Source organism: Lactobacillus sp. wkB8, assembly GCF_000761135.1.
Classification (GTDB): Bacteria; Bacillota; Bacilli; order Lactobacillales; family Lactobacillaceae; genus Lactobacillus; species Lactobacillus helsingborgensis.
In genome coordinates, this window is record NZ_CP009531.1 from 1,161,803 (window position 1) to 1,183,546 (window position 21,744).

17 protein-coding genes are annotated in these 21,744 nt (G+C 35.9%); 1 reads left to right on the forward strand and 16 read right to left on the reverse strand.

All coding sequences use genetic code 11. The features are described 5' to 3' along the window. Positions 1 to 20: 20 nt before the first annotated feature. The 16 genes from ftsY to LACWKB8_RS05495 form a co-directional block, all read right to left on the reverse strand. Positions 21 to 1,235, reverse strand: coding sequence for a signal recognition particle-docking protein FtsY (gene ftsY, locus LACWKB8_RS05425; protein ID WP_038523060.1), 1,215 nt, complete (start codon positions 1,233 to 1,235; stop codon positions 21 to 23). 2 nt (positions 1,236 to 1,237) lie between these two features. After that, on the reverse strand, positions 1,238 to 4,801 hold the full coding sequence (smc, locus tag LACWKB8_RS05430) for a chromosome segregation protein SMC (protein ID WP_038523062.1): 3,564 nt from the start codon (positions 4,799 to 4,801) through the stop codon (positions 1,238 to 1,240). 12 nt (positions 4,802 to 4,813) lie between these two features. After that, the gene (gene rnc, locus LACWKB8_RS05435) at positions 4,814 to 5,500 is read right to left on the reverse strand and encodes a ribonuclease III (protein WP_038523066.1); all 687 of its coding nucleotides are present in this window, start codon (positions 5,498 to 5,500) and stop codon (positions 4,814 to 4,816) included. 107 nt (positions 5,501 to 5,607) lie between these two features. Beyond that, positions 5,608 to 7,377: an oligopeptide ABC transporter substrate-binding protein gene (locus LACWKB8_RS05440; RefSeq protein ID WP_038523069.1), complete on the reverse strand. Its 1,770-nt coding sequence runs from the start codon at positions 7,375 to 7,377 to the stop codon at positions 5,608 to 5,610. A gap of 205 nt (positions 7,378 to 7,582) precedes the next feature. Beyond that, positions 7,583 to 9,343: an oligopeptide ABC transporter substrate-binding protein gene (locus LACWKB8_RS05445; protein WP_038523073.1), complete on the reverse strand. Its 1,761-nt coding sequence runs from the start codon at positions 9,341 to 9,343 to the stop codon at positions 7,583 to 7,585. A gap of 335 nt (positions 9,344 to 9,678) precedes the next feature. Beyond that, the gene (locus tag LACWKB8_RS05450; protein WP_038523075.1) at positions 9,679 to 11,442 is read right to left on the reverse strand and encodes an oligopeptide ABC transporter substrate-binding protein; all 1,764 of its coding nucleotides are present in this window, start codon (positions 11,440 to 11,442) and stop codon (positions 9,679 to 9,681) included. Between the two features lie 276 nt (positions 11,443 to 11,718). Next, a complete protein-coding gene (locus tag LACWKB8_RS09255; RefSeq protein WP_166484946.1) occupies positions 11,719 to 11,880 on the reverse strand; it encodes a hypothetical protein in 162 nt (53 codons plus the stop codon). A gap of 134 nt (positions 11,881 to 12,014) precedes the next feature. Further along, a complete protein-coding gene (locus LACWKB8_RS05455; RefSeq protein ID WP_038523079.1) occupies positions 12,015 to 12,935 on the reverse strand; it encodes an ABC transporter permease in 921 nt (306 codons plus the stop codon). A 15-nt stretch (positions 12,936 to 12,950) separates the two neighbouring features. Further along, a complete protein-coding gene (gene opp4B, locus LACWKB8_RS05460; protein WP_038523082.1) occupies positions 12,951 to 13,910 on the reverse strand; it encodes an oligopeptide ABC transporter permease in 960 nt (319 codons plus the stop codon). Positions 13,911 to 13,912: 2 nt separating this feature from the next. After that, complete coding sequence (locus tag LACWKB8_RS05465) at positions 13,913 to 14,890, reverse strand: ATP-binding cassette domain-containing protein (protein ID WP_038523086.1); 978 nt, start codon at positions 14,888 to 14,890, stop codon at positions 13,913 to 13,915. A gap of 2 nt (positions 14,891 to 14,892) precedes the next feature. Next, positions 14,893 to 15,903: an ABC transporter ATP-binding protein gene (locus LACWKB8_RS05470; RefSeq protein ID WP_038523088.1), complete on the reverse strand. Its 1,011-nt coding sequence runs from the start codon at positions 15,901 to 15,903 to the stop codon at positions 14,893 to 14,895. Positions 15,904 to 16,021: 118 nt separating this feature from the next. Beyond that, a complete protein-coding gene (gene acpP / locus LACWKB8_RS05475) occupies positions 16,022 to 16,264 on the reverse strand; it encodes an acyl carrier protein (RefSeq protein ID WP_038523089.1) in 243 nt (80 codons plus the stop codon). A gap of 20 nt (positions 16,265 to 16,284) precedes the next feature. Beyond that, on the reverse strand, positions 16,285 to 17,283 hold the full coding sequence (gene plsX / locus LACWKB8_RS05480) for a phosphate acyltransferase PlsX (RefSeq protein WP_038523090.1): 999 nt from the start codon (positions 17,281 to 17,283) through the stop codon (positions 16,285 to 16,287). Positions 17,284 to 17,300: 17 nt separating this feature from the next. Further along, positions 17,301 to 19,337, reverse strand: coding sequence for an ATP-dependent DNA helicase RecG (gene recG / locus LACWKB8_RS05485; protein WP_038523092.1), 2,037 nt, complete (start codon positions 19,335 to 19,337; stop codon positions 17,301 to 17,303). Between the two features lie 2 nt (positions 19,338 to 19,339). Then, positions 19,340 to 20,998: a DAK2 domain-containing protein gene (locus LACWKB8_RS05490; protein WP_038523101.1), complete on the reverse strand. Its 1,659-nt coding sequence runs from the start codon at positions 20,996 to 20,998 to the stop codon at positions 19,340 to 19,342. Between the two features lie 21 nt (positions 20,999 to 21,019). Continuing rightward, positions 21,020 to 21,382: an Asp23/Gls24 family envelope stress response protein gene (locus tag LACWKB8_RS05495; protein ID WP_034981534.1), complete on the reverse strand. Its 363-nt coding sequence runs from the start codon at positions 21,380 to 21,382 to the stop codon at positions 21,020 to 21,022. A 164-nt stretch (positions 21,383 to 21,546) separates the two neighbouring features. Here LACWKB8_RS05495 and rpmB point away from each other — a divergent pair, with 164 nt between their 5' ends. Then, positions 21,547 to 21,732: a 50S ribosomal protein L28 gene (gene rpmB, locus LACWKB8_RS05500; protein WP_038523104.1), complete on the forward strand. Its 186-nt coding sequence runs from the start codon at positions 21,547 to 21,549 to the stop codon at positions 21,730 to 21,732. The last annotated feature ends 12 nt before the right edge of the window (positions 21,733 to 21,744 follow it).

Here is a 21,744-nt window from a genome sequence, read left to right on the forward strand (position 1 = left end):
CCCCTTGAAATTGTTTTATATTAAATTAAATCATGAAATAGACCCACTGCATAGTTTGCAGCATCAAAATCGGCTAGATCGCTAGGTTTTTCGCCTAAACCAACTAATTTAACCGGTAGTTTCATTTCGTTTCTGATCGCTAAAACCACTCCCCCTTTAGACGAGCCGTCCAACTTGGTTAAGACCAATCCAGTAAGTTTAGTCGTTTTATCAAAATCTTTAGCTTGTAAAAGCGCATTTTGACCAGTTGAGCCATCCAAAACTAATAAGGTTTCTGTCGGTTCAGCAGGTGCCTGCTTCTTAATAGTACGCTCGATTTTTTCAAGCTCACTCATTAAATTCTTTTTATTTTGCAGGCGTCCTGCAGTATCCACCAACAAATAATCATAATTTTCTTTTAGGGCTTTATCGGTTGCGTCGTAAACTACTGAAGCGGGATCAGCCTGCTGCTGTCCCGTAACAACCGGCACACCAACTTTTTCGCCCCATTGTTCGAGTTGCTCAACAGCTCCTGCTCTAAAAGTATCAGCTGCTGCTAAGAGAACAGATTTGCCTTGGTCTTTGAAACGTTTCGCCAATTTGCCAATCGTGGTGGTTTTACCAGCACCGTTGACACCTACAAAAAGATAGATGTTAGGTTTGCCATCATTATGTACTTTAAGCTTTTCGTTTTCAGAATTACCATTTTCGTCATAAAGATTAACTAATTTTTCTACTATGACTTTCTTCAAATCATCACGAGATTTTGCTTTTTGTAATTTTGCCTCATCTCGCAACTCATCAGTTAATTCTTCAGCTGTTTCATAACCGACATCGGATTCTATCAGTAACTCTTCCAGATCATCAAAAAAATCTTCATCAACTGTACGAAATTGAGCAAAAAACCGATTTAGCCTTGCGCCAAAGCCTTGGTTTGTTTTTTCTAAACCCTTTTCGTATAATTCAGTTTCATTCGTGACCTCTTTTGCATCTGACTCACTCTCACCCCGCGATTCACTAGATGAAGACTCACTCTCACTGTCTTCGCTTTTTGTGGTAGCAGTTGCATCCTTTTCTTCTTGTGCTGAATCATCACTTAATTCTGAACCATTTTTTGTCTCTTTGTCTAGTGGAGTTTGATCTCTATCCTGCCCTTCTTTTGAGGCCTCTTTTTCAGTCTGCTTTTTTTCTTCTGCAGTATTCTTTTCTTCATCTTCGCCAAATAAAGACTTTTTAATTTTATCAAATAATCCCAATTTTATTTCACCTCATTTTTTAATTCTTTTAAAGAAACAGACAATACTTGTGATACACCCGATTCTTGCATCACCACGCCGTATAACTGATCTGCTCTTTCCATTGTTCCCCGTCTATGTGTTATCACAATGAATTGCGTGTGCATATCATATCTTTCCAAAAATTGGGCAAAACGAGTAACGTTGGCATCGTCTAGTGCTGCTTCGACTTCATCAAGTACGCAAAATGGTACTGGTTTAACTTTAAGCATAGCAAACAATAACGTGATGGCAGTTAAAGCTCTTTCTCCACCCGAAAGCAAGCTCAACTTTTGCAGCTTCTTTCCTGGTGGTTGGGCAATAATTTCAATTCCGGTTGCAAGTAAATCTTCAGGTGCGGTTAACACCAGTTTGGCATTGCCACCACCAAATACTACCGGAAATAAATCTGAAAAACTCTCTGCCACAGCATTAAATGTTTTGCTAAAACGATTGCAGACTTCTTGGTCCAACTCTGACATTGATTTTTCCAAATTATCCCGACCTTTTAACAAGTCGTTTTGTTGTCCATTGAGAAAATCATAGCGTTTTTTAACATTCTCATATTCTTCAATAGATTTCAAATTAACTGGACCAATATCTTCTAAGGACATACGATGTAATTTGACATCCCGCTCCAGTTGCGTCCTATTTTCTTTGTTATTGGTAGTTTTTGCCTGCTCAAGTGCAGCTTCATATGTTAACGAGTAGTCCTCACTTAGTCTAGTGAGTCGCTGGTCAATTTTACTGTTAAATTGTGCAATTGCCACAGAAAATCTTTCTTGTTCAGCAGCAGCATCTTTACGTAAGTCATAGTTACGGCTTGCTACCTGATCAAGCTGATTGATCTTGGCATCAAATCGACCCAATTTTGAGCTTAATGTATTCAGTTGCTTTTGTAAATCTTGCCTTTGTGTTTCACTCTTAGTTTTTTCAGTTTCATACTTGGTCTTGTTTTCATGATCAAGATTACTGTTTTGCTCAAGACCGCGTAATTTTTCTGTTAAGACGGTAACTTGCTTTTGCTGCCGCCCTAGTTCACGTTTTTTCTCGGCTTCCTGATTAGCGAAGTTTTCCAGTTTATTGGCATAAACGGCGATTTGGGGGTCAAGTTGACCTAATTTATCTTGCACTTGCTCATTTAATGTGGAGAAGTTCTTGATTTTATTTTGCAGATCAGCAATCAAACCTTTTTGAGTGATTATTTCCTTTTCAAAAGTTGCTTTTTTGGCAGTAGCTGATTCTAATGCCTCTTTGGTGGAGGCAATTTCTTTATTTCTTTCTTGTTCCTGATGCTCAAATAATTTGTTTGCTTCTTTCAGTCTGTTAACTTCTTTTTCTTGATTTTGATAAGAAAGAACGGCTTCTCCCAAGTCACGACTTAGTTGCTGTTTTTCTTCCTGTTTCTGTGCTATTTCTTTTAACAGGTTATTTTCTTGAGCGTCTATTTTGTTAAATTGTTCTTCTTCACCAGCAATTTTGCTGCATATTTCTTTAATAGCTGCCTGCAACTTGTTAATTTCAGCAACTGTCTGCAGAGGCGAATTGCTTTTTTGATTGCGAGTACCGCCAGTCATGGATCCACCTGGTGAAATAACATCACCATCAAGTGTGACTATGCGGTAGCGGGCAACGCGCTGCCTAATTGTCATAGCACTTTCAATTGTATCAACGACTATAGTACTACCTAGCAAATAATTAATGGCAGAGTTGATATCTACTCCTGGAATACTGGCAACTAATTCACTCGCTATACCTTGGTAACCCTCAAAAGCTGATATAATTTTGACAGTTGAAGGCGGTATCGTATATTCTCTAAGGCCATCTAATGGTAAAAAAGTTGCTCGTCCTGCCCCCCGTTTTTTGAGCTTATTAATTGCATCCCGGGCGTCAGTTTTTGTTTTGGTAACTAGGTCTTGCACTCCGCTACCTAATGCAGTTGCCATAGCTGCTTCAAACTTAGCCGGAAAAGAAATTAATTCACCTACGGCACCAATTACCCCGGGATAATCTGCCAAATTATTGAGAACGTTCTTAACACCATAATAGTAGCCTTCATGACGTTTGCGAATATTTTCTAAAGCATCATTACGCGCTTTTAACTGGTTGTATTGCTGCTTGTGACTTTCTAAAGCTTGTTTAACAGCAAATAGGCTTTTTTGCTTTTCTGTTCGCTTTTTAGTGAGACCTTCTAAATCAGTTTTTTCAGACTGATATTTTTCCTTCAGTCTCTTGCCTTCATCTCTTAAACGTTTTAGTTCATCAGTCTCATTTGCAAGTTGTTGGGCGACATCGGTGGTCTGATACTGGCTACCATCCGTAATTTTCTTCAACTCAGACTTAAGATAAACTATTTCATTATTATTTGAAGTTTGATCTTGCAACAGCTGAATGTAATTAGTTCTCATTTTTTCAAGACGGGCATTTAATTCATCTGGATTATCTTTTAGCTGTTGCGCAAGTTCAGCTCGCTTTTCTTGCAGGCTTTTTTGCTTTTCAAGCAAATAGTCTTCTTGTTCTCTTAAAGATAAGCAATCTGTTTTTAAAGTGGTAATTTGTTTTTCTAGTTCTTCTAGTTCAGACTGATACTCTTTTTTGGTTGCTTCACTGTATTGCTTGCTCTGCTCAACAACTTGCAGATTGGTATTGATATCAGAAAGTTTCTTTGTCAAAGCCAGCAAATTTTGTTGAATTTGCTCTCGTTGAGTATTTAATTTTTTATACTCTTCCCTTTTAGAGGCAACAGCATTTTGAGACTCTTTTACTTCACGGTCAAGTTTTGACAAAAGAACTTGGTTTTGATCAGCCTTTTCCTGTTCTGCATGTTTTTGCTTATCTAGGTCCTGTATCTCAAAAGCTAGCAAAGCTTTTAGTTTCTCATCTAAACCTTTTTTCTGAAATTGGTATTCCTTAGCTAAAGAACTTTGTTCATGAAGTGGTTCAATTCGTTGCGCCAATTCCTTAACTAAATCGTTTATCCTAATTAAATTTTCAGTCGTTTGCTTAAGTTGAACTGCTGCTTCTTCTTTTTGTTTTTTAAAATGCAAAACTCCTGCTGCTTCTTCAAATAATGACCGGCGCTCTTCCGGTCTGGAATTGAGGATTTGGTCCACTCGACCTTGAGATATAATAGCAAGACTGTCTTGAGAAATACCAGAATCTAAAAACAACGCGCGAACATCTTTTTGTCTGACGTTTCTCTTGTTGATTAAGTATTCGTTATCTCCCGAGCGCAAAATTCGGCGGGTCACGACTACTTTATCATCTTTAAAGTTCAGCTCACGCTTTTTATTGTCAAAAATCAGGGAAACTTCTGCATGATTAGCGGGTTTGCGAAATTCACTGCCGGCAAATATCACGTCTTTCATATTTGAGCCCCGTAATGATTTAGCGCTGGATTCACCCATAACCCAGCGAATTGCCTCAGTGATATTACTTTTGCCACTACCGTTAGGACCAACTATACCAGTAATACCGGTATCAAATTGTATCTTTGTTTTTTCTGCAAAAGATTTGAACCCGTCAATTATCAACTCTGTAAGTGGCACACACTCATCTCCTTAATTGAGTTTAGACAAGGCAACCTTGGCAGCTTCCTGTTCGGCAGCCTTCTTATTATGCCCTTGTCCTTGAGACATTATCTTACCATTAACTACCAATTGAACCGTAAAGTTTGACGGCATTTGTTCTTCTTTTAAAACCTCATACTCAATTTTAACAGGACCATCTTGTTGTAAGAACTCCTGCAAATCGGTCTTGTAATCGCGTGAAGCATCAAATTTGCCCGCATCAATTAACGGATAGACAGTCAAATTCAAAAAATGTTCGACAGCTTCCATGCCTTGATCAAGAAAAAGCGCACCGTTAAATGCTTCAAAAACATCTTCTAAAAGCGTCTTACGTGAGCGCGCACCTGCTTTTTCCTCACCATGACCCAGATTAATTTCCGCTGGAAAACCAAATTTTTGGGCAAACTCTGCAAAGCCTTCTGTATCTACAATATTAGAACGCATTCTGGTTAACTCACCCTCATTTAAACTAGTGAAGTTGCGGTAAAGGTAATCAGAAATTGCTAACTCAAGAACAGCGTCTCCCAAAAACTCTAGTTTTTCGTAATCACGAATTCCTTCTTCTGGATGTTCGTTAGCATAAGACGAATGGGTAAAAGCTTCCTCTAATAACTTCGGATTATTAAATTTAATTTTATATTTATCATATAGACGATTAATAAATTTAGTACTTACCATTTTGTCATCCCCTTAATACAATGATTATACCAGTTTTTACTAGTAAAAAAGAAAACTATTGTCTCTAATAACAATAGTTTTCTCAACATTAGTTTTTAAGCCTTAGTTTATTTCCCATAGGCAACTTTATACCATAATGGGTGGCCATTGTTTAATTGTGAAGCTTTTTGTGAATAACCTGTAAGTTTACTATTTACTGCATCAATTTGATATGCGTTATAAAGTGGAACCACGTAAGCCTCATCAAACATATATTGTTGCCACTCATGGAATTTTTCTACACGATACTTATGGTTAAACGATTTTTGAGAATCCATTTCTTTAATAAGTCTCGTATTTTCTGGGGTTACAAATCGAGAATAATTAGACATTGTCCCTTCACTATACATTTGCTCTTGAGACGGTTCAGTTGAAAGCCCCCAAGCTGCCATGAACATGTCAACATCAGGTGAATCATGCTGAACTTTATCATAAAAGGAGTTAAATTCTGTTAAACGTCCTCCAACTAATTTAACGTTTAAGCCAATTTTATGCCACTGCTGAATAAAATTCTGCATAATGGGTTGTTGGATTGAATTACCAGACATTGCCATGAAATGAATTGTTAATGGCTTACCATTAGGCTGCACACGCCATTTACCTTTTTTCTTATAGCCTGCCTTATCAAGAATTTTATTAGCCTTTTTGAGGTCATAATTATAACCCTTTACACTTTTATCAAAATAATCACCAAATTGAGCCGGTATTAAAGTAGGTATCTGAAAACTTAAACCATCAGTATAGTGCTTATATACTGCATCAGTATTCATTGCATAGGCTATTGCTTGTCGCAATGACTTATTATTCATTTTAGCCTTAGGATTCATCAAATTCTTTGAATTTTTACTATCCCATTTTCCGACCTTGAAAGACAAATAACTGTAGTATAAAGGGATTTTTGCAACAAATGTAACATCTTTAGTATCCTTTACTTGTTTCCATTGGCTATTAGTTACTCTGATAATATCAAATTTATGGTTTTTAATAGCTTGAGAAGCAGAATTCGGTGATACGACTTGATAAATAATTTTATCGAGTTTAGGTTGTCCACGCCAGTAATACTTATTATGTATCCAAGTTACAGATTGACCACGAACAATGTTTTTAACCTTGTAAGGGCCAAAGAATAAAGGATCCTTTCTCAAGCGATCAGATGATTCTAATTTATCAAAGGGAATATTTTTCAGATAATGATAAGGAGCTGCATTTTCCCAAATATAACCATTTCCACTATAATACATTCCAGGCTTTAATTCTTTACAATGTAATATTACTTTTCTACCTTGAGGTCCATCTGGCATTTCTATACCAGAAATAGTCTTAGCCTTGCCTTCATGATATTCTTTCATACCATTTATGATATTGAACTGAGAAGCATACCTTTGCGACTTCGTAGCTTTATTAGCAATAATTTCATAAGCAAATTCAACATCTTTTGCAGTCACTTGTTTACCATCTGACCACTTAACTCCTTTTTTAAGAGTAATAGTCACGGTTTTAGCTTTTCGATCTAACCGTAAAGTCGCAGCCCCTTTATCATTAATTTTATATTGATCATCAGTATCAAATAATGATTCCTGCCCTGGACTTGAAACATCAGCATCTGGCTGATTCATTTGCAGTTCTTCATTAAAAATTCCAGTAAAAGGCGTGTCAACTACCTCAGCAACTTTAATTGTTCCACCTTTTTTAGCGGTTTTTATAGGAGTTTGAACGGGAAACTTACTAACCGTTTTTGTTTCCTCATTGCTCATTGTACTTTTATTGCCACAGGCAGCTAATGATAATGCTGCAGCTGATACAACACCTAATGAACCCAAAACTTTAATTTTTTCCATTATGCATGTCTCCTTTATAATAAATAATTAATATTATTTTTTGGAAGCAAGTTAACAGATCAATGTTAGCACTAAAAATTCAATTTGCAATACTCATATATTTTAAATATTGGTAAACAAAAATACCATACAACTAATTTAGCTATAAAAAAGTCTAACCCTTTTCGAGTTAGACTTTTTTATAAAATAAAATTACTATATCTAATTACTTAGCATAACCAACTTTAAACCAAACTTGGTTTCCGTGGGATGGTTTTAGTGAATAGCCAGTTAACTTACTATTCACAGCTGTGATAGAGTATGCATTATTAACTGGAACTGTATAGGCTTGATCAAGCATGTACTCTTGCCACTTATGGAATTGTTCTACACGGTATTTGTGATCAAATGCTTTTTGTGAATCAATTGCTTTTAGAAGTTTACTATTTTCGGGAGTTACAAATCTGCCTAAGTTAAATGGAGCCCCTTCTGAGTATAGGTCATTAGGTGACGGCTCACTTGACAATTGCCAAGCTCCCATAAACATGTCAACGCCTGGTGCATCGTTTTGAACTTTATCTACATAAGAGTTGAATTCAATTAAACGACCATTATATAAGCTAACATTCAAACCAAGCTTATGCCATTGCTGAATATAATTTTGAACAATTGGCTCTTGTACAGCACTACCTGCTTGACTAAGAAACTTAATTTTCAAAGGTTTACCATTTGGTTGTACACGCCATTTACCCTTCTTCTTGTAGCCTGCCTTATCAAGTATTTGGTTTGCTTTTTTCAAGTTGAAGTCGTAACCCTTAGCACTTTTATCAAAGTAATCACCAAACTGAGCTGGAATTAAAGTAGGAATATGGAATGAAAGACTATTAGAATATTTTTTGTCTACCTGAGATATATTCATTCCATAGGCAATAGCTTGCCGTAATGCTTTATTATTCATCTTAGCATTGGGATCCATAACGTTTTTACCCTTTTTGGCATCCCATTTACCCACTTTAAACGAAAGATAACTGTAATAAAGTGGAATTTTAGCAATAAAAGTTGTATTTTTGGAATCTTTAACTGACTTCCATTGAGAATTAATGACATCAGCTATATCAAATTTTTGACTCTTAATTGCTTGTGAAGCAGAATTGGTTGATACAACCGAGCCAACAATTTTATCCAATTTTGGTTTACCACGCCAATAATATTTATTTGGAACCCAAGTTGCCGATTGACCGCGAACCAATTTTTCAAGCTTATACGGACCAAAGAACATTGGATTCTTTCTGATTTTATCGGAAGATTGAAGCTTGCTAAAAGGTACATCCTTTAAATAGTGGTAAGGTTCAGCACCTTCCCAGAAATAACCATTACCACTGTTATACATACCTGGCTTTAATTCACTATAATGAATTATCATTGTACGTCCGTTTTCACCATCTGGCATTTCTAGTCCAGAAATAGTCTTAGCCTTGCCTTCATGATATTCTTTCAATCCCTTGATTGAAGCAAGGGAATCAGTATATCTTTGACATTTAGTTTCTTTATTAGCAATAATCTCATACGGATATTCTAGATCCTTTGCCACAACTTGCTTGCCATCTGACCATTTTACACCCTTTTTGACGGTAATAGTAATAGTCTTAGCATTTTTATCAAGTTTAAATGTAGCGGGTCCCTTGTTATTAATTTTATAATCATCTTCTACATCAAATAAGGACTCTTGACCTGGAGCAGCTACATCAGAATCTGTTGTTGTAGTAGAAAGTTCACTGGCAAATATACCTGTAAAAGGTGAATCACTCTCGATCGCATATTTAACAGTCCCACCTTGCTTAACAGCCTTTTTCGGCATTTCTTGCGGGAACTTACTTGCTTTTTTAGACTCGTCAGTATTATTACTATTGCTTTTACCACATGCTACAAGTGTTAAAGCGACAGATGACAATATCCCCACAGAACTAAGAAATTTTCCTTTTTTCATAAACTCTCATCACTTTCTTAAATTTTTAAATTTAAATTGGAACAAGTCAATAATCTAATATTAACACCATAAATTAAATTTGCAATAGTATTGTTAATTTTTATTTAATAAGTTTAATTCTTATGTACACTAAATTTTATTATTTTTCAAATATTTTTTATCTTAATACAGCGTGGAAAACATTATATCTTATATCCTCAAAGCTCATTTTATAACTATCAAATCATAGTCAAAAAATTCATTACAAACTTTTAAAAAATCTCGTTCATATAATTATGAAAAAGAAAAACCAGTTCATTTTCTGAACTGATTAAATTGAGATAAAATTATAGCACTTATTTTACATAAGCCACCTGATACCACAAACCGTTTCCTTGCGACGGTCTCTTGGAGTATCCAGTTAAGGCACTATTAACCGCAGTAATTTCATAAGAGTTACTCAAAGGAATAACATAAGCTTCATCAAACATATATTGTTGCCATTTATGGAATTGTTCCACACGATATTTATGATTAAAAGCTTTTTGAGAATCTAATGAATTCATCAGTTTGGTATTATCTGGTGTAGCAAATCTGGTGTAGTTGGATGGTGCCCCAACATCATATAATGCAGCTGGAGAAGGCTCACTTGATAAGTTCCAGCCCGCAATAAACATGTCAACTTCAGGGGCATCATGTTGCACTTTATCATAAAAAGCATTAAATTCTGTCATCCTATTTCCGACTAATTCAACATTTAAGCCAATTTTATGCCATTGTTGAATATAATTCTGGATGATAGGTTCATCTGTGGGGTTACGGCTTTTTGCCAGAAGATTGATTTTAAGTGGTTTACCATCAGGTTGAACACGCCACTTACCTTTTTTCTTATAGCCGGCTTTATTCAAAATTTGACTAGACTTTTTCAGATCAAAATTATAGCCCTTAATATCTTTATCATAGTAATCACCAAATTGTGCGGGAATTAGTGTAGGAACATGAAAAGTTAATCCACTAGTATAATGTTTTGAAACTTGTGCAACATTCATTGCATAACCAATTGCTTGTCTAAGAGACTTGTTTGCCATTTTAGAATTCTTATTCATAACATTCTTATTAGTTTTAGCATCCCATTTGCCTACTTTAAAACCTAAGTAGTCATATGCCAGCGGAATTTTAGCTGCAAAATTAACATTTTTTGTATTTTTTATTTGCTTCCATTGGTCATTGATCACGTCTATCACATCAAATTTATGGCTCTTTATTGCCTGTGTGGCTGACTTGGTAGATACAACCTGACAGATAATTTTATCTAATTTAGGTTTTCCTCTCCAATAATATTTATTGGGAGTCCAAGTTGCTGATTGACCACGAACTAACTTAGATAACTTGTAAGGACCAAAATAAAGCGGCTTTTTTCTAATTTTGTCAGATGATTGTAATTTACTGAACGGAACATCTTTCAAATAATGATAGGGTGCAGCTGCCTCCCAAAAGTAGCCATTACCACTGTTAGTCATACCCGGCTTGAGTTCCGAATAATGCAAAACCATCTTTCTACCAGACTCACCATCCGGCATTTCTATTCCAGAAATTGTTTTGGCCTTACCTTCATGAAAAGCTTTCATCCCTTTGATAAACTCAAATTGACTAGTATATCTTTCCGTCTTAGTCGCTTTTGTTGCCATGATTTCATATGAGTATTCCATATCTTTGGCAGTGACTTGCTTGCCATCAGACCACTTTACGCCCTTTTTGACCGTAATCGTAACCGTTTTATCTTTTTGATTAATTCTCAAAGTAGCGGGACCTTTGTCATTAATTCTATAATTATCGTCTGTGTCAAAAAGAGATTCATCTGCTGGTCGAGCAACATTAGCGTCAATTTGTGTCATGGAAATTTCATCACTAAAAATCCCGGTAAAAGGTGAATCAGTTTCAATCGCAATTTTTACAGTTCCACCTTGCCTTGATTCTTTTTTTGGGACCGTTTGAGAAAACTTGTTGGCTGTCTTTGCGTCATTATTATTGTCTTTATTACTGCTTTTGCCACAAGCAACTAAAGTCAATGCTGCAGCACTTATTAAGCTTACGGAATTAAATATTATAGTTTTTCTCATTTTCGTAACTCCTTTTTTCATATTTTAAGTCAATAAATAAATTTATTAATAGATAATAGCATAAATTATTAAAAAATCAATATATATCTTATTATTATATTATCTTTTTTTATTACTTTACTTATTTTAAAATGCGAGATTAGATATTTTAAAGTCCTTACTTTTACTTAAAGAAATTGCGATGCAGAGATATAACTTACATATTAATAATTAACTAAAAGCAAAAATATAAAATCCAGTATTGTGAGAGCAATACTGGGTTTTATAAATTATTTATTAAACTAAAATTACGTCTTCAGGAACATGTCCGCCATGCAGCTTTCTTTTACTGTACTGATTTGTATTTGTAAAGCTTGTATTGAAAGCTGCTTGTACAGTAGAAAACCCAAGTCCAGCAATAACTGAAACGCTTAAAATGATTTTTATAAGTTTTTTCATTTTAAATCAACTCTTTTATATTTATATTATTAAATTATAATTCTTTTATTAAGAAGTTCAATATTATTTTAATGATATATAAAAAAGCAGTCTTGCAAAAAACAAAACTGCTTTTACTTTTAAATAGTTTTTAATTAATTTTCTCTCTGACGAGCATCTCCAGCCCGTGACAAAGCACGTCCAACATAGTTAATGCTTAATGAAATTGCAAGCAATAATATTGTAGCTGGTAACCATAACCAAGGTCGACTAACCACATTGACTGGATCATTGGCAAAGCCAATCAAAGTACCCAGTGAAGGAACTGTGGAAGGCAATCCATAACCAATAAATGAAAGTGTTGCCTCAATACCAATATTACCAGCAACGGTCAACACAACATCAATAATCACCATTGAAGTAATGTTAGGCAAAACTTCTCTAAACATGATCTTAAAATCAGAAGAACCAGAAGTTTTTGAAGCCAAGACGTAATCCCTTTCTCTTTGTGAAAGAACAAATGCCCGGAAATATCTCGCAGTCCCAGTCCAGCCAAACATTGATATGATCCAAACCAAAGTTATTGCACTGTAATGAGGTATCACAGTTACCAAAACAATTTCAATTGGCATTTGCGGTAATACCTGTACAAAGTCCACAATTCTCATAATTATGGCATCAATATAGCCACCATAATAGCCAGAAATTAGACCAATTACTAACCCTACAGTTTCACACACAGCTGTTACGCCTAAACCAATTAAAATTGAATTGCGTCCACCCATAATTAAAAGGTTAAGGATGTCACGGCCGCCATCGTCGGTACCCAATAGGTGTCCATTTATACCCCAGCTAGTATATGCATCAATAATGTTTGCTTCAGTCACTTTATCTGGGTTTAGAAATAGTGATCCGCCAAAAGTAAGTAATAAAACTAAAACAATCACTATGAAGGCTGTTAATGCTTTTTTATCCTTAACAACTTCCCTAACAATGACTTTAAAGCTTGAAGCAGGAGGAGTGGCTTGTTCTTTTTTAACTTCTTGTGTTGAAGTGGCTTTTTTATTATTAAACATTGATCTTCTCCTCCTTTACTTAATTCTAATCCTCGGATCAACTATACTCATGATAATATCAGAAAGTAAGTTACCAAGAAGGGTTAGTATCCCAAAAATCAAAATTAAAGCAGTTAATGTAGTGTAATCACGTTGAGAAATTGAATCAAGAAATAATTTACCCATACCAGGATAACTAAAAACTGATTCAATAATCATGGATCCACCTAGTAAACCGGTGATAACAGTCCCGAATGAAGAGGCAATAGGTAAAAGTGAATTGCGCAGAATATGTTTATTAAATACGACATTTTCTGGAACACCCTTACTATGCGCCGTACGGACATAATCTTCAACCTTATTATCAACAATTCCTGTTCTCAAGTACTGAACGATTCCAGTAGTTGTTATTAACGCACTCAGTACAGCTGGCAAAATCATATGATAAAGTTGACTGCCGAGTGTGCCCCAAAAACCAGACGCGTTTGGAGAAACAGATCCAGAAATGGGGAACCAGCCTAATGTAAAACCAAACAGCCAAATTCCCAAAATGTAGAAAACAAAACCTGGAACAGCAAAAGTGACATAATTAAAAATTTGTACTGCTTGATCCTGCCATTCATCTTGATGGCGACCAGCAGTAATTCCAAGAGGAATAGAAATAGAATAACTAATAATTGTCGTTAATAAAGATAGCCAAAATGTGTTTACAGCCCGATCCGCAATTAAAGAGGTTACTGGTACTTGTTGAATATAACTAGTTCCTAAATCTCCTTTAAACAAATTACCTACCCAGCGACCATATTGTACAGGAGCTGGATCATATAACCCCGCAGCTCTCTTTAATGCTTCTAACTGTTTAGGGTCAGTATTTGGGTTTATTTGTCCACTAAATGGGTCACCTGGCATCATTTTTGCCAAGAAGAAGACCAAAATACTCAAAATGATCAATTGCGGAATCATAATCAAAATTCTTCTTAAAACCGTTTTCCACATGGTTAGTCTTCCTCCTTCTCATTTATTCGTTCTTGTTTTACCTCTTCTTTGGGAAGAGCTACCCAATGTTTACCTGAAACATGTTGCAAAGGAAATACCCGGCCGTCTTTGTCGTACCACTTGCTTTGATCATTTTGAAATTCTTGTTCAACTTTTTCACGGTGCTTTTTATGCTCTTCACGATGTTCGACGTCAACTTGAGGAATAGCTGAGAGCAATCTTTTAGTATAAATATGCATTGGGTGTCTATAAATATCTTCTCTTGAACCCATTTCAACTAAACGACCTCTATGCATGATAGCCAAGTTTTCAGACATGTGTTTTACAACACCCAAGTCATGGGAAATAAAAAGATAAGCAATATTATATTGTTGTTGAATATGTTTCATGAAATTTAGTACCTGTGCTTGAACTGATAGGTCCAAAGCACTGGTAGGTTCATCGGCAACGACTAAACGGGGATTGGTGGCAACAGCACGAGCTACACCAATTCTTTGTCTTTGTCCCCCAGAAAATTCGTGCGGATATTTATAAATTGAATCACTTGGCATCCCAACAATATCCAATAATTCTTGTACCCGATCCCTTTCTTGATCTGTCGTTAGATTTTCAAAATTACGGATTGGTTCAGCGATAATATCTTCAATGCGTTTTCTCGGATTAAGACTTGACAAAGAATCTTGAAAAATCATCTGCACATCTTTGTTATAGTTTAATTTGCGCCGATTTCTTGATTTAGTAATGTCAACGCCCTTATAAAAAATGTGCCCACCAGTAACTTTTTCAACACCGACTATTGCTTTACCAGTCGTGGACTTTCCTGAACCGGATTCTCCAATCAGACCATATGTTTCACCTTCGTTGATGGTAATACTGACATCATCAACTGCGCGCACATAATCAGTAATTCTGTTCCAAAAGCCTGATCTGATAGGATAATGAACCTTTAAGTTTTTTACCTGAATAATCTCTTTAGCCATATTTATTCCCCACTTACTTCATCTTGAAAGTGGAATGTCTTCCAACAAGTACATCTTACCCAGTGACCAGGTTCAACTTCGTGCATTACCGGATTCTTTTCATGAGCACTAGCTGGAATCCATGGGATTCTAGCTGCAAACCTGTCTCCTTCTCTAGGCATATTTTGCAATGATGGAACTGTTCCCTGAATAACGTGCAAATCTTCTTCTTCATCCTCAGACTGAGGCATGGAATTAAGAAGAGAGCGTGTATATGGATGCAGAGGATGTTCAAAAATTGTCTTAACATCAGCTTTTTCAACAATTTGTCCACCATACATAACAGCAACTTGATCAGCTGTTTCAGCCACTACTCCTAAATCGTGGGTAATTAAAATAATACCAGATTGAGATTCTTTTTGAATATCTTCAAGTAAATCAAGAATTTGAGCTTGAATAGTAACATCTAAGGCAGTGGTCGGCTCGTCCGCAATAATGATCTCCGGTTTACATGCAACTGCCATAGCGATCACAACACGCTGTCTTAATCCCCCAGAAAGTTCAAAGGGATACATTGCATAAGTTTCTTGCGGCTTGGGCATTCCAACTTGATTGAAAAGTTCGATTACACGATCATGCCGTTCCCTTTCCTTCATATTAGTATGATAATATAGAGTTTCTGCGACCTGATCACCGACACGCATCAACGGGTTCAAACTAGCTAAAGGATCCTGAAAAATCATGCCAATCTTATTACCACGTATTTTATCAAAGAGTGATTCATTTAAGCCTACTAAATTCAATTCATTATAAAGAATATCACCAGTGACTTTCGTGTTTTTGTGGTCATACAAGCCAATAATACTAGATGCAATTGTACTCTTACCACATCCAGATTCGCCTACAATAGATAGAATTTCATTTCGCTTCAATGTTAAATTGATATCATCCGCAGCATCATAAAACTTTCCATTTAAACGATATGCAGTATGCAAATGCTGGATATCCAGTAAGAGATCACTTTGTTTTTCCAAAGGTCATTTCCCCTCTCAAATTTTCAAACAATTTATTAAAGATATTTAATAAATTTATTTAATTTCTAATTATAACCATGAAACTTGTCGTATGCAAATTTATAATTAAATTTTTTGTTTATTTTTTATGTGCAACAATGTAATTAACAGCATCTCCAACTGTTTTTATTTTTTCTGCATCTTCATCAGAAATCTCGGCGCCGAATTCATCTTCTAATTGCAGAATGAATTCTACCAAGTCAATGGAATCAGCGTCCAAATCACTTGTAAAGTTTGTATCCTTGGTAATTTTATCCTTATCTACTTCAAAGTTATCTGCCAACATATCACGTATTTTTGTAAAAATCTCTTCTTCAGTCATTTTAGTACTCCTTGTTAATATTATTCTTTATTTGCAAATTCAGCTTTAAACTCATCAATAATTTTTTCTTGTAGTATTTTATCAACTTGTTTAAGAGTGAAATAAACAGCACGTTCACCTGAGCGTCCATGCGTTTTTACCACTGGTGCATTAACACCAAGCAGAACCGCTCCACCGTATTTATCAACATCAAATTTTGACACTAGTCCTTTTAATGCCCTTTTGATCATTAATGCTCCTAATTTAACAAAAAGACCATTATTTAGCAAACTGTTTTTTAAGAGGTGGATTAAAACTCCCGAAGTTCCCTCAATATTTTTTAAGACAGCGTTGCCAGTAAAACCATCAGTTGCAATAACATCAGCTTTACCATCAAGGAGTTCATTTCCTTCAATATTGCCAATAAAGTTTAATTTACTGTCGAGCAGTAGCTGATAAGCTTTTTGATGAACATCATCGCCTTTATCATTTTCTGCTCCATTATTGAGTAAACCAACGCGGGGATTGTTTATGCCCCTCACCTTTTCGGCATAGTATGAAGCCATTTTGGCCCAATCAAGCAGATATTCCGGCTTGCTCTTAGCATTTGCTCCAACATCTATCATATTAAAACCATCATCAGAATTTTTAACAGGTAAAGTCGGCATCAAACCAGGACGAGCTACACCCTTAATACGGCCAATGATAAATATTCCGGAAGCTAAAATAGCACCAGTGTTGCCCATTGAAAAAAGTGCATCAGCCTTGCCCTGCTTCACAAATTGCGCTGCAACGACAAGTGAGGAATCCTTTTTTTGGCGAATGGCTTTTACGGGTTCGTCCTCATCCTTAATAACTTCAGTAGTATTCACAATTTCTATTTGACTTATATCATTACCTAATAAACTTTTTATTTTAGTTTGATCGCCAAATAAGATGAATTGAGTATGGGCCAATTCTTTCTTGACTCGTAATACTGCTTTTATAACAGCTTCAGGTGCTTTTTCTCCACCCATTGCATCAATTGCAATAGTTTTCATAGTTACCACAATCTTTTCTAAGTTCTTTTTTGTTGTAATTGTTTATATTCTAACACTTGCTTTAAATTTTCATTTGCTGGATTCTTTAATGAAGGATCAGTTCTAATTAATTTTTTAGCTTCTTTTTGCGCAACGACCATCGTTTCGTAATTATTGACTACACTGCCAACTTGAAATTCCGGTAAGCCAGACTGCGCTTTGCCAAATAAGTCCCCTTCACCACGCATCTTTAAATCTTCTTCAGCTAATTTAAAACCATCTGTAGTTGATGCCACGATTTTCATTCGCTTTTTACCGGCTTGAGTATTGGGATCGGCCAAAAAAATACAATAACTTTGAGTTTTTCCTCTACCTATTCGCCCCCTTAATTGGTGCAATTGACTAATGCCAAAACGATCAGCATTAAAAATTACCATCATATTCGCATTAGCCACATCAACTCCAACTTCAATCACACTGGTAGTCACTAAGATGTTGATTTTGCCCTCCGCAAAATCATTCATAATTTCATCTTTTTTATTTCCAGGCATTTGTCCATGCAACAATTCAACTTGTTCTTGCGGAAAATCATGTCTTAATTTAGTAAAAAGCTGTTCAGCATTTTTTAAATCAAGAACTTCAGATTCTGAAATTAACGGTGTGACGGCATAGATTTGAAAGCCCTGCTTTAACTGCTCTCGCATCAATTGATACACTTGATCCATTTGTGTACTTGTTTTCCACGAAGAAATTATTTTTTTACGACCAGCTGGTAAATGATGTATTTCTGAAATGGTCATATTACCATAGACAGTTAAAGCAAGTGTTCTCGGAATTGGCGTCGCAGTCATAGCCAAAATGTCTGGGAGATTGCCTTTATTAATTAAAGCTTGTCTTTGATTGACACCAAAACGATGCTGTTCATCAATAATCACCAATCCTAATTTTTTAAAAATCACATTTGGCTGTATTAAAGCATGGGTACCAATTACTACATTAATTATGCCCTCAGTTAACTCATGATAGATTTCTCTTCGTTCCAAAGTTTTTGTAGTACCCGTTAATAATGCGCAGCGCACACCTAAAGGCTTTAGTAATTCATCAATTTTTTTAAAATGCTGCACGGCTAGGATTTCGGTAGGCACCATAAGCGCCACTTGATAACCAGCCGTAATTGCGGCAAAAATTGCATAGACAGCCACAATTGTTTTACCGGAACCCACATCCCCTTGCAACAGCCGCTGCATTTGAATTGGAGAAAAAAGATCAGCAAATATTTCATTAATCACTTTTTTTTGATCTGGCGATAATTCAAAGGGCAATGCTTTGGTAAGCTTGGCAATTTCTTTTAAATCGTACTTTTTGGCATATCCCTGATTACGCGGGTTAAGTTCTGTTAATTCTGCCAGTTCGGTTTGAAAAATAAAAAACTCTCGAAAAATGGCACTTCTTTTAGCTAATTTGGCTTCTGTCAAATTTTGCGGATGATGCATCTGCTGCACAATTTTTTGCTCAGGTAACAGCCGATACCTTTGCCTAATTGATAACGGAACAATGTCCGCCACATTGTCAGAAAATTCGGTTAAAGCAATATTTATTATGTCGACTAATTTTTTCTGCTTAATGTGGCGATTTACCGAATAAATTGGTGCCATACCATTGTCATTTTCTTTAGCAGCTATAAATTTAAACGCTGCCAGACTTTGGCGCGCCACGTTATATTTGCCGTAAATTGCTACTTCTTTACCAACAATGACCTTTTCTTTTAACCACGGTTGATTAAAAAAATTGACCATGACAACATCATGGTCAATTCGTAACTTAAAGCTTAATTTGCTTTTTTTATATCCAAAGCGGCTCACAAAAGCTTCAGTCGCTACAATTCCTTTCAACATTACCTTTTGACCATCCATGATCTGGTCAAGTGGAATTGTCTGCAGTTCATCATAGCGAAATGGAAAATAATATAACAAATCATAAATACTATAAATTCCTAGACTACCAAGTGCGGCGGCAGTTTTAGTACCGACACCCTTCAAGTCAGTCACAGGAGCAAATAGTTCTTTTGCAATCATAATTATTCAACAGAAATTAAAAAGTTGTATACGGGTTGACCACCGTCATGAATTTCAAATTCAAGGTCGTCGTGCTTTTTCTTAACAGCATCTACAAGTTGTTGAGCTTCTTTTTTATTAGAATCGCGCCCGTACATTACAGTAATAATTTCCGCATCTTCATCAAGCATTTTCTCAATCATTGTTGAGGTAGCAGTGATTAAATCTGTATTTGCAACTTTAATATCACCGTCTACGATGCCCAAGAAGTCATTTTGATGAATTTCAATATCATTAATAGTAGTGTCACGGTTAGCTTTGGTAACTTCTCCTGAAACAACTGTATCAAGTGCATCAGTCATGTTTGCTACGTTATCATCTAGAGAATCATCAGGATCAAATGATAGCATTGCCGTCAAACCTTGTGAAATAGTTTTTGTAGGAACTATGCCAACTGGTATATCGCTAACTTCTGCTGCTTGTTTGGCTGCCATGATAATATTACCGTTATTAGGCATTACAATAGCCTTCTTAGCACCTGATTTTTTGATGGAGTCAATAATGTCTTGAGTTGAAGGGTTCATTGTTTGACCACCAGAGATAATGCGGTTTACTCCTTCACTCTCAAATAATTTTCTAATACCATTTCCGGAAGCAACAGCAATTACTGCAAAATCAACGCTTTCTTGATTTTCTTCACTATTATTAACTATTGTTTCATGCTGGATCCGCATATTATCAATTTTGATTTTTCCCAGCTGTCCGAATTGACTTCCATAAGCAAAAATGGCAGCAGGATGCTCAGTATGAATATGAACCTTAGCTACTTCGTCATCAGAAACAGCTAAAAGCGAATCTCCTAGTTTAGATAAGTGATCTCGAAATTCATCTAAATTGAATGTCTTTTTATTAGGAACATCGGCAGTTAAGTCAACCATAATTTCAGTACAGTAGCCATTAGCAATATCTTGAGTTGAAAGTTGAGATTGAACTGACTGGTGGTGCATTGCATTAATCATTTCATCCATTTCACCTTCATCAGGCTGGTAGCGATCAGCAAATTCCTCACCAAGAAGACCTTCTAGAAAGCCTTCATAAATAAAGAGCAGTCCTTGACCACCTGAATCAACTACGCCAACTTGCTTTAAAACTGGCAATAAGTCTGGTGTAGTCTTCAGCGCCTTTTTTGCACCTTCAACGATTGCTTTCATAACTTCTTCAACATCATCGGTTTCATTGGCCTTATTGGCGCCTTCTTGCGCACCAACTCTAGCAACGGTCAAAATAGTACCTTCAACTGGTTTCATCACGGCTTTATAAGCTGTTGCAACACCATTAGAAAAAGCATTTGCCAACTCCTGTGCATTAAGAGTTTTCATACCCTGAGTTGCTTTGTAAACGCCTCTGAAAAGTTGGGAAGAAATAACCCCACTATTGCCGCGTGCTCCCATCAACATCCCTTTAGCAAGGCTTTCAGTTAAATCACCGACACTATTACTTGTGTTTTGAGCAACCGCTTTAGCACCACTTTCAATAGTTAAGTTCATATTAGTTCCTGTGTCTCCATCAGGAACTGGGAAAACGTTCAAAGAGTTAATAAACTCTGCGTTGCGACCAAGTCTATGTGTAGCAACGCGAACCATATCTCTAAATTTCTTACTATCTATTTCCTTTAAAACCAATATTTCTAACCTCCGCTTGAGTTATTCGTCAAGCACTTTGACACTTTGAACGATGACATTGACAGCTTTAGTTTCAATCCCAAGTTGATTTTTCAAATTAAACTTTACACTATCTTGAACGTTGCGGCTGACCTCGGAAATTTTAAGACCATAGCCGACAATTATATAAACATCAACCGTAATCTTATTATCCTCAGATTTAACAACAACTCCGCGTTTATAATTTGCACGATTTAATATTCCATCGAAACCATCACGGATAGCATTTTTTGAAGCCATGCCGACAACGCCATAATTGGATGTAGCTGCGCTACCAACAACAGTTGCAATCACTCCGTTTGAAATATCAATCAAACCATTTTTTGTTTTGATTTTTACAGCCATGTTTACCTCCGTATCATTGTTCTCAATATTATGTATCTATTTTATCATAGTAATCAAGTTTAAATACAAAAATCCCTTCTTAAAAAATACTTTTGCAGTTGCAATGATCTTAAAGTTATGCTATCTTAACTTAGTATGAAAACACAACAAAGGAGGTTTAGCAAATGGCAAAAGATTATATTACTGGCAAAAAGACAACTTTTGGTAATACACGTTCACACTCACTGAATTCATCACGTCGTGCGTGGAAGCCAAACCTTCAAAAAGTTCGTATTCTTGTTGATGGCAAGCCTAAGCGAGTATGGGTTTCAACTAAGACATTAAAATCTGGTAAAGTTACCCGTGCATAATAAATTTAAAAA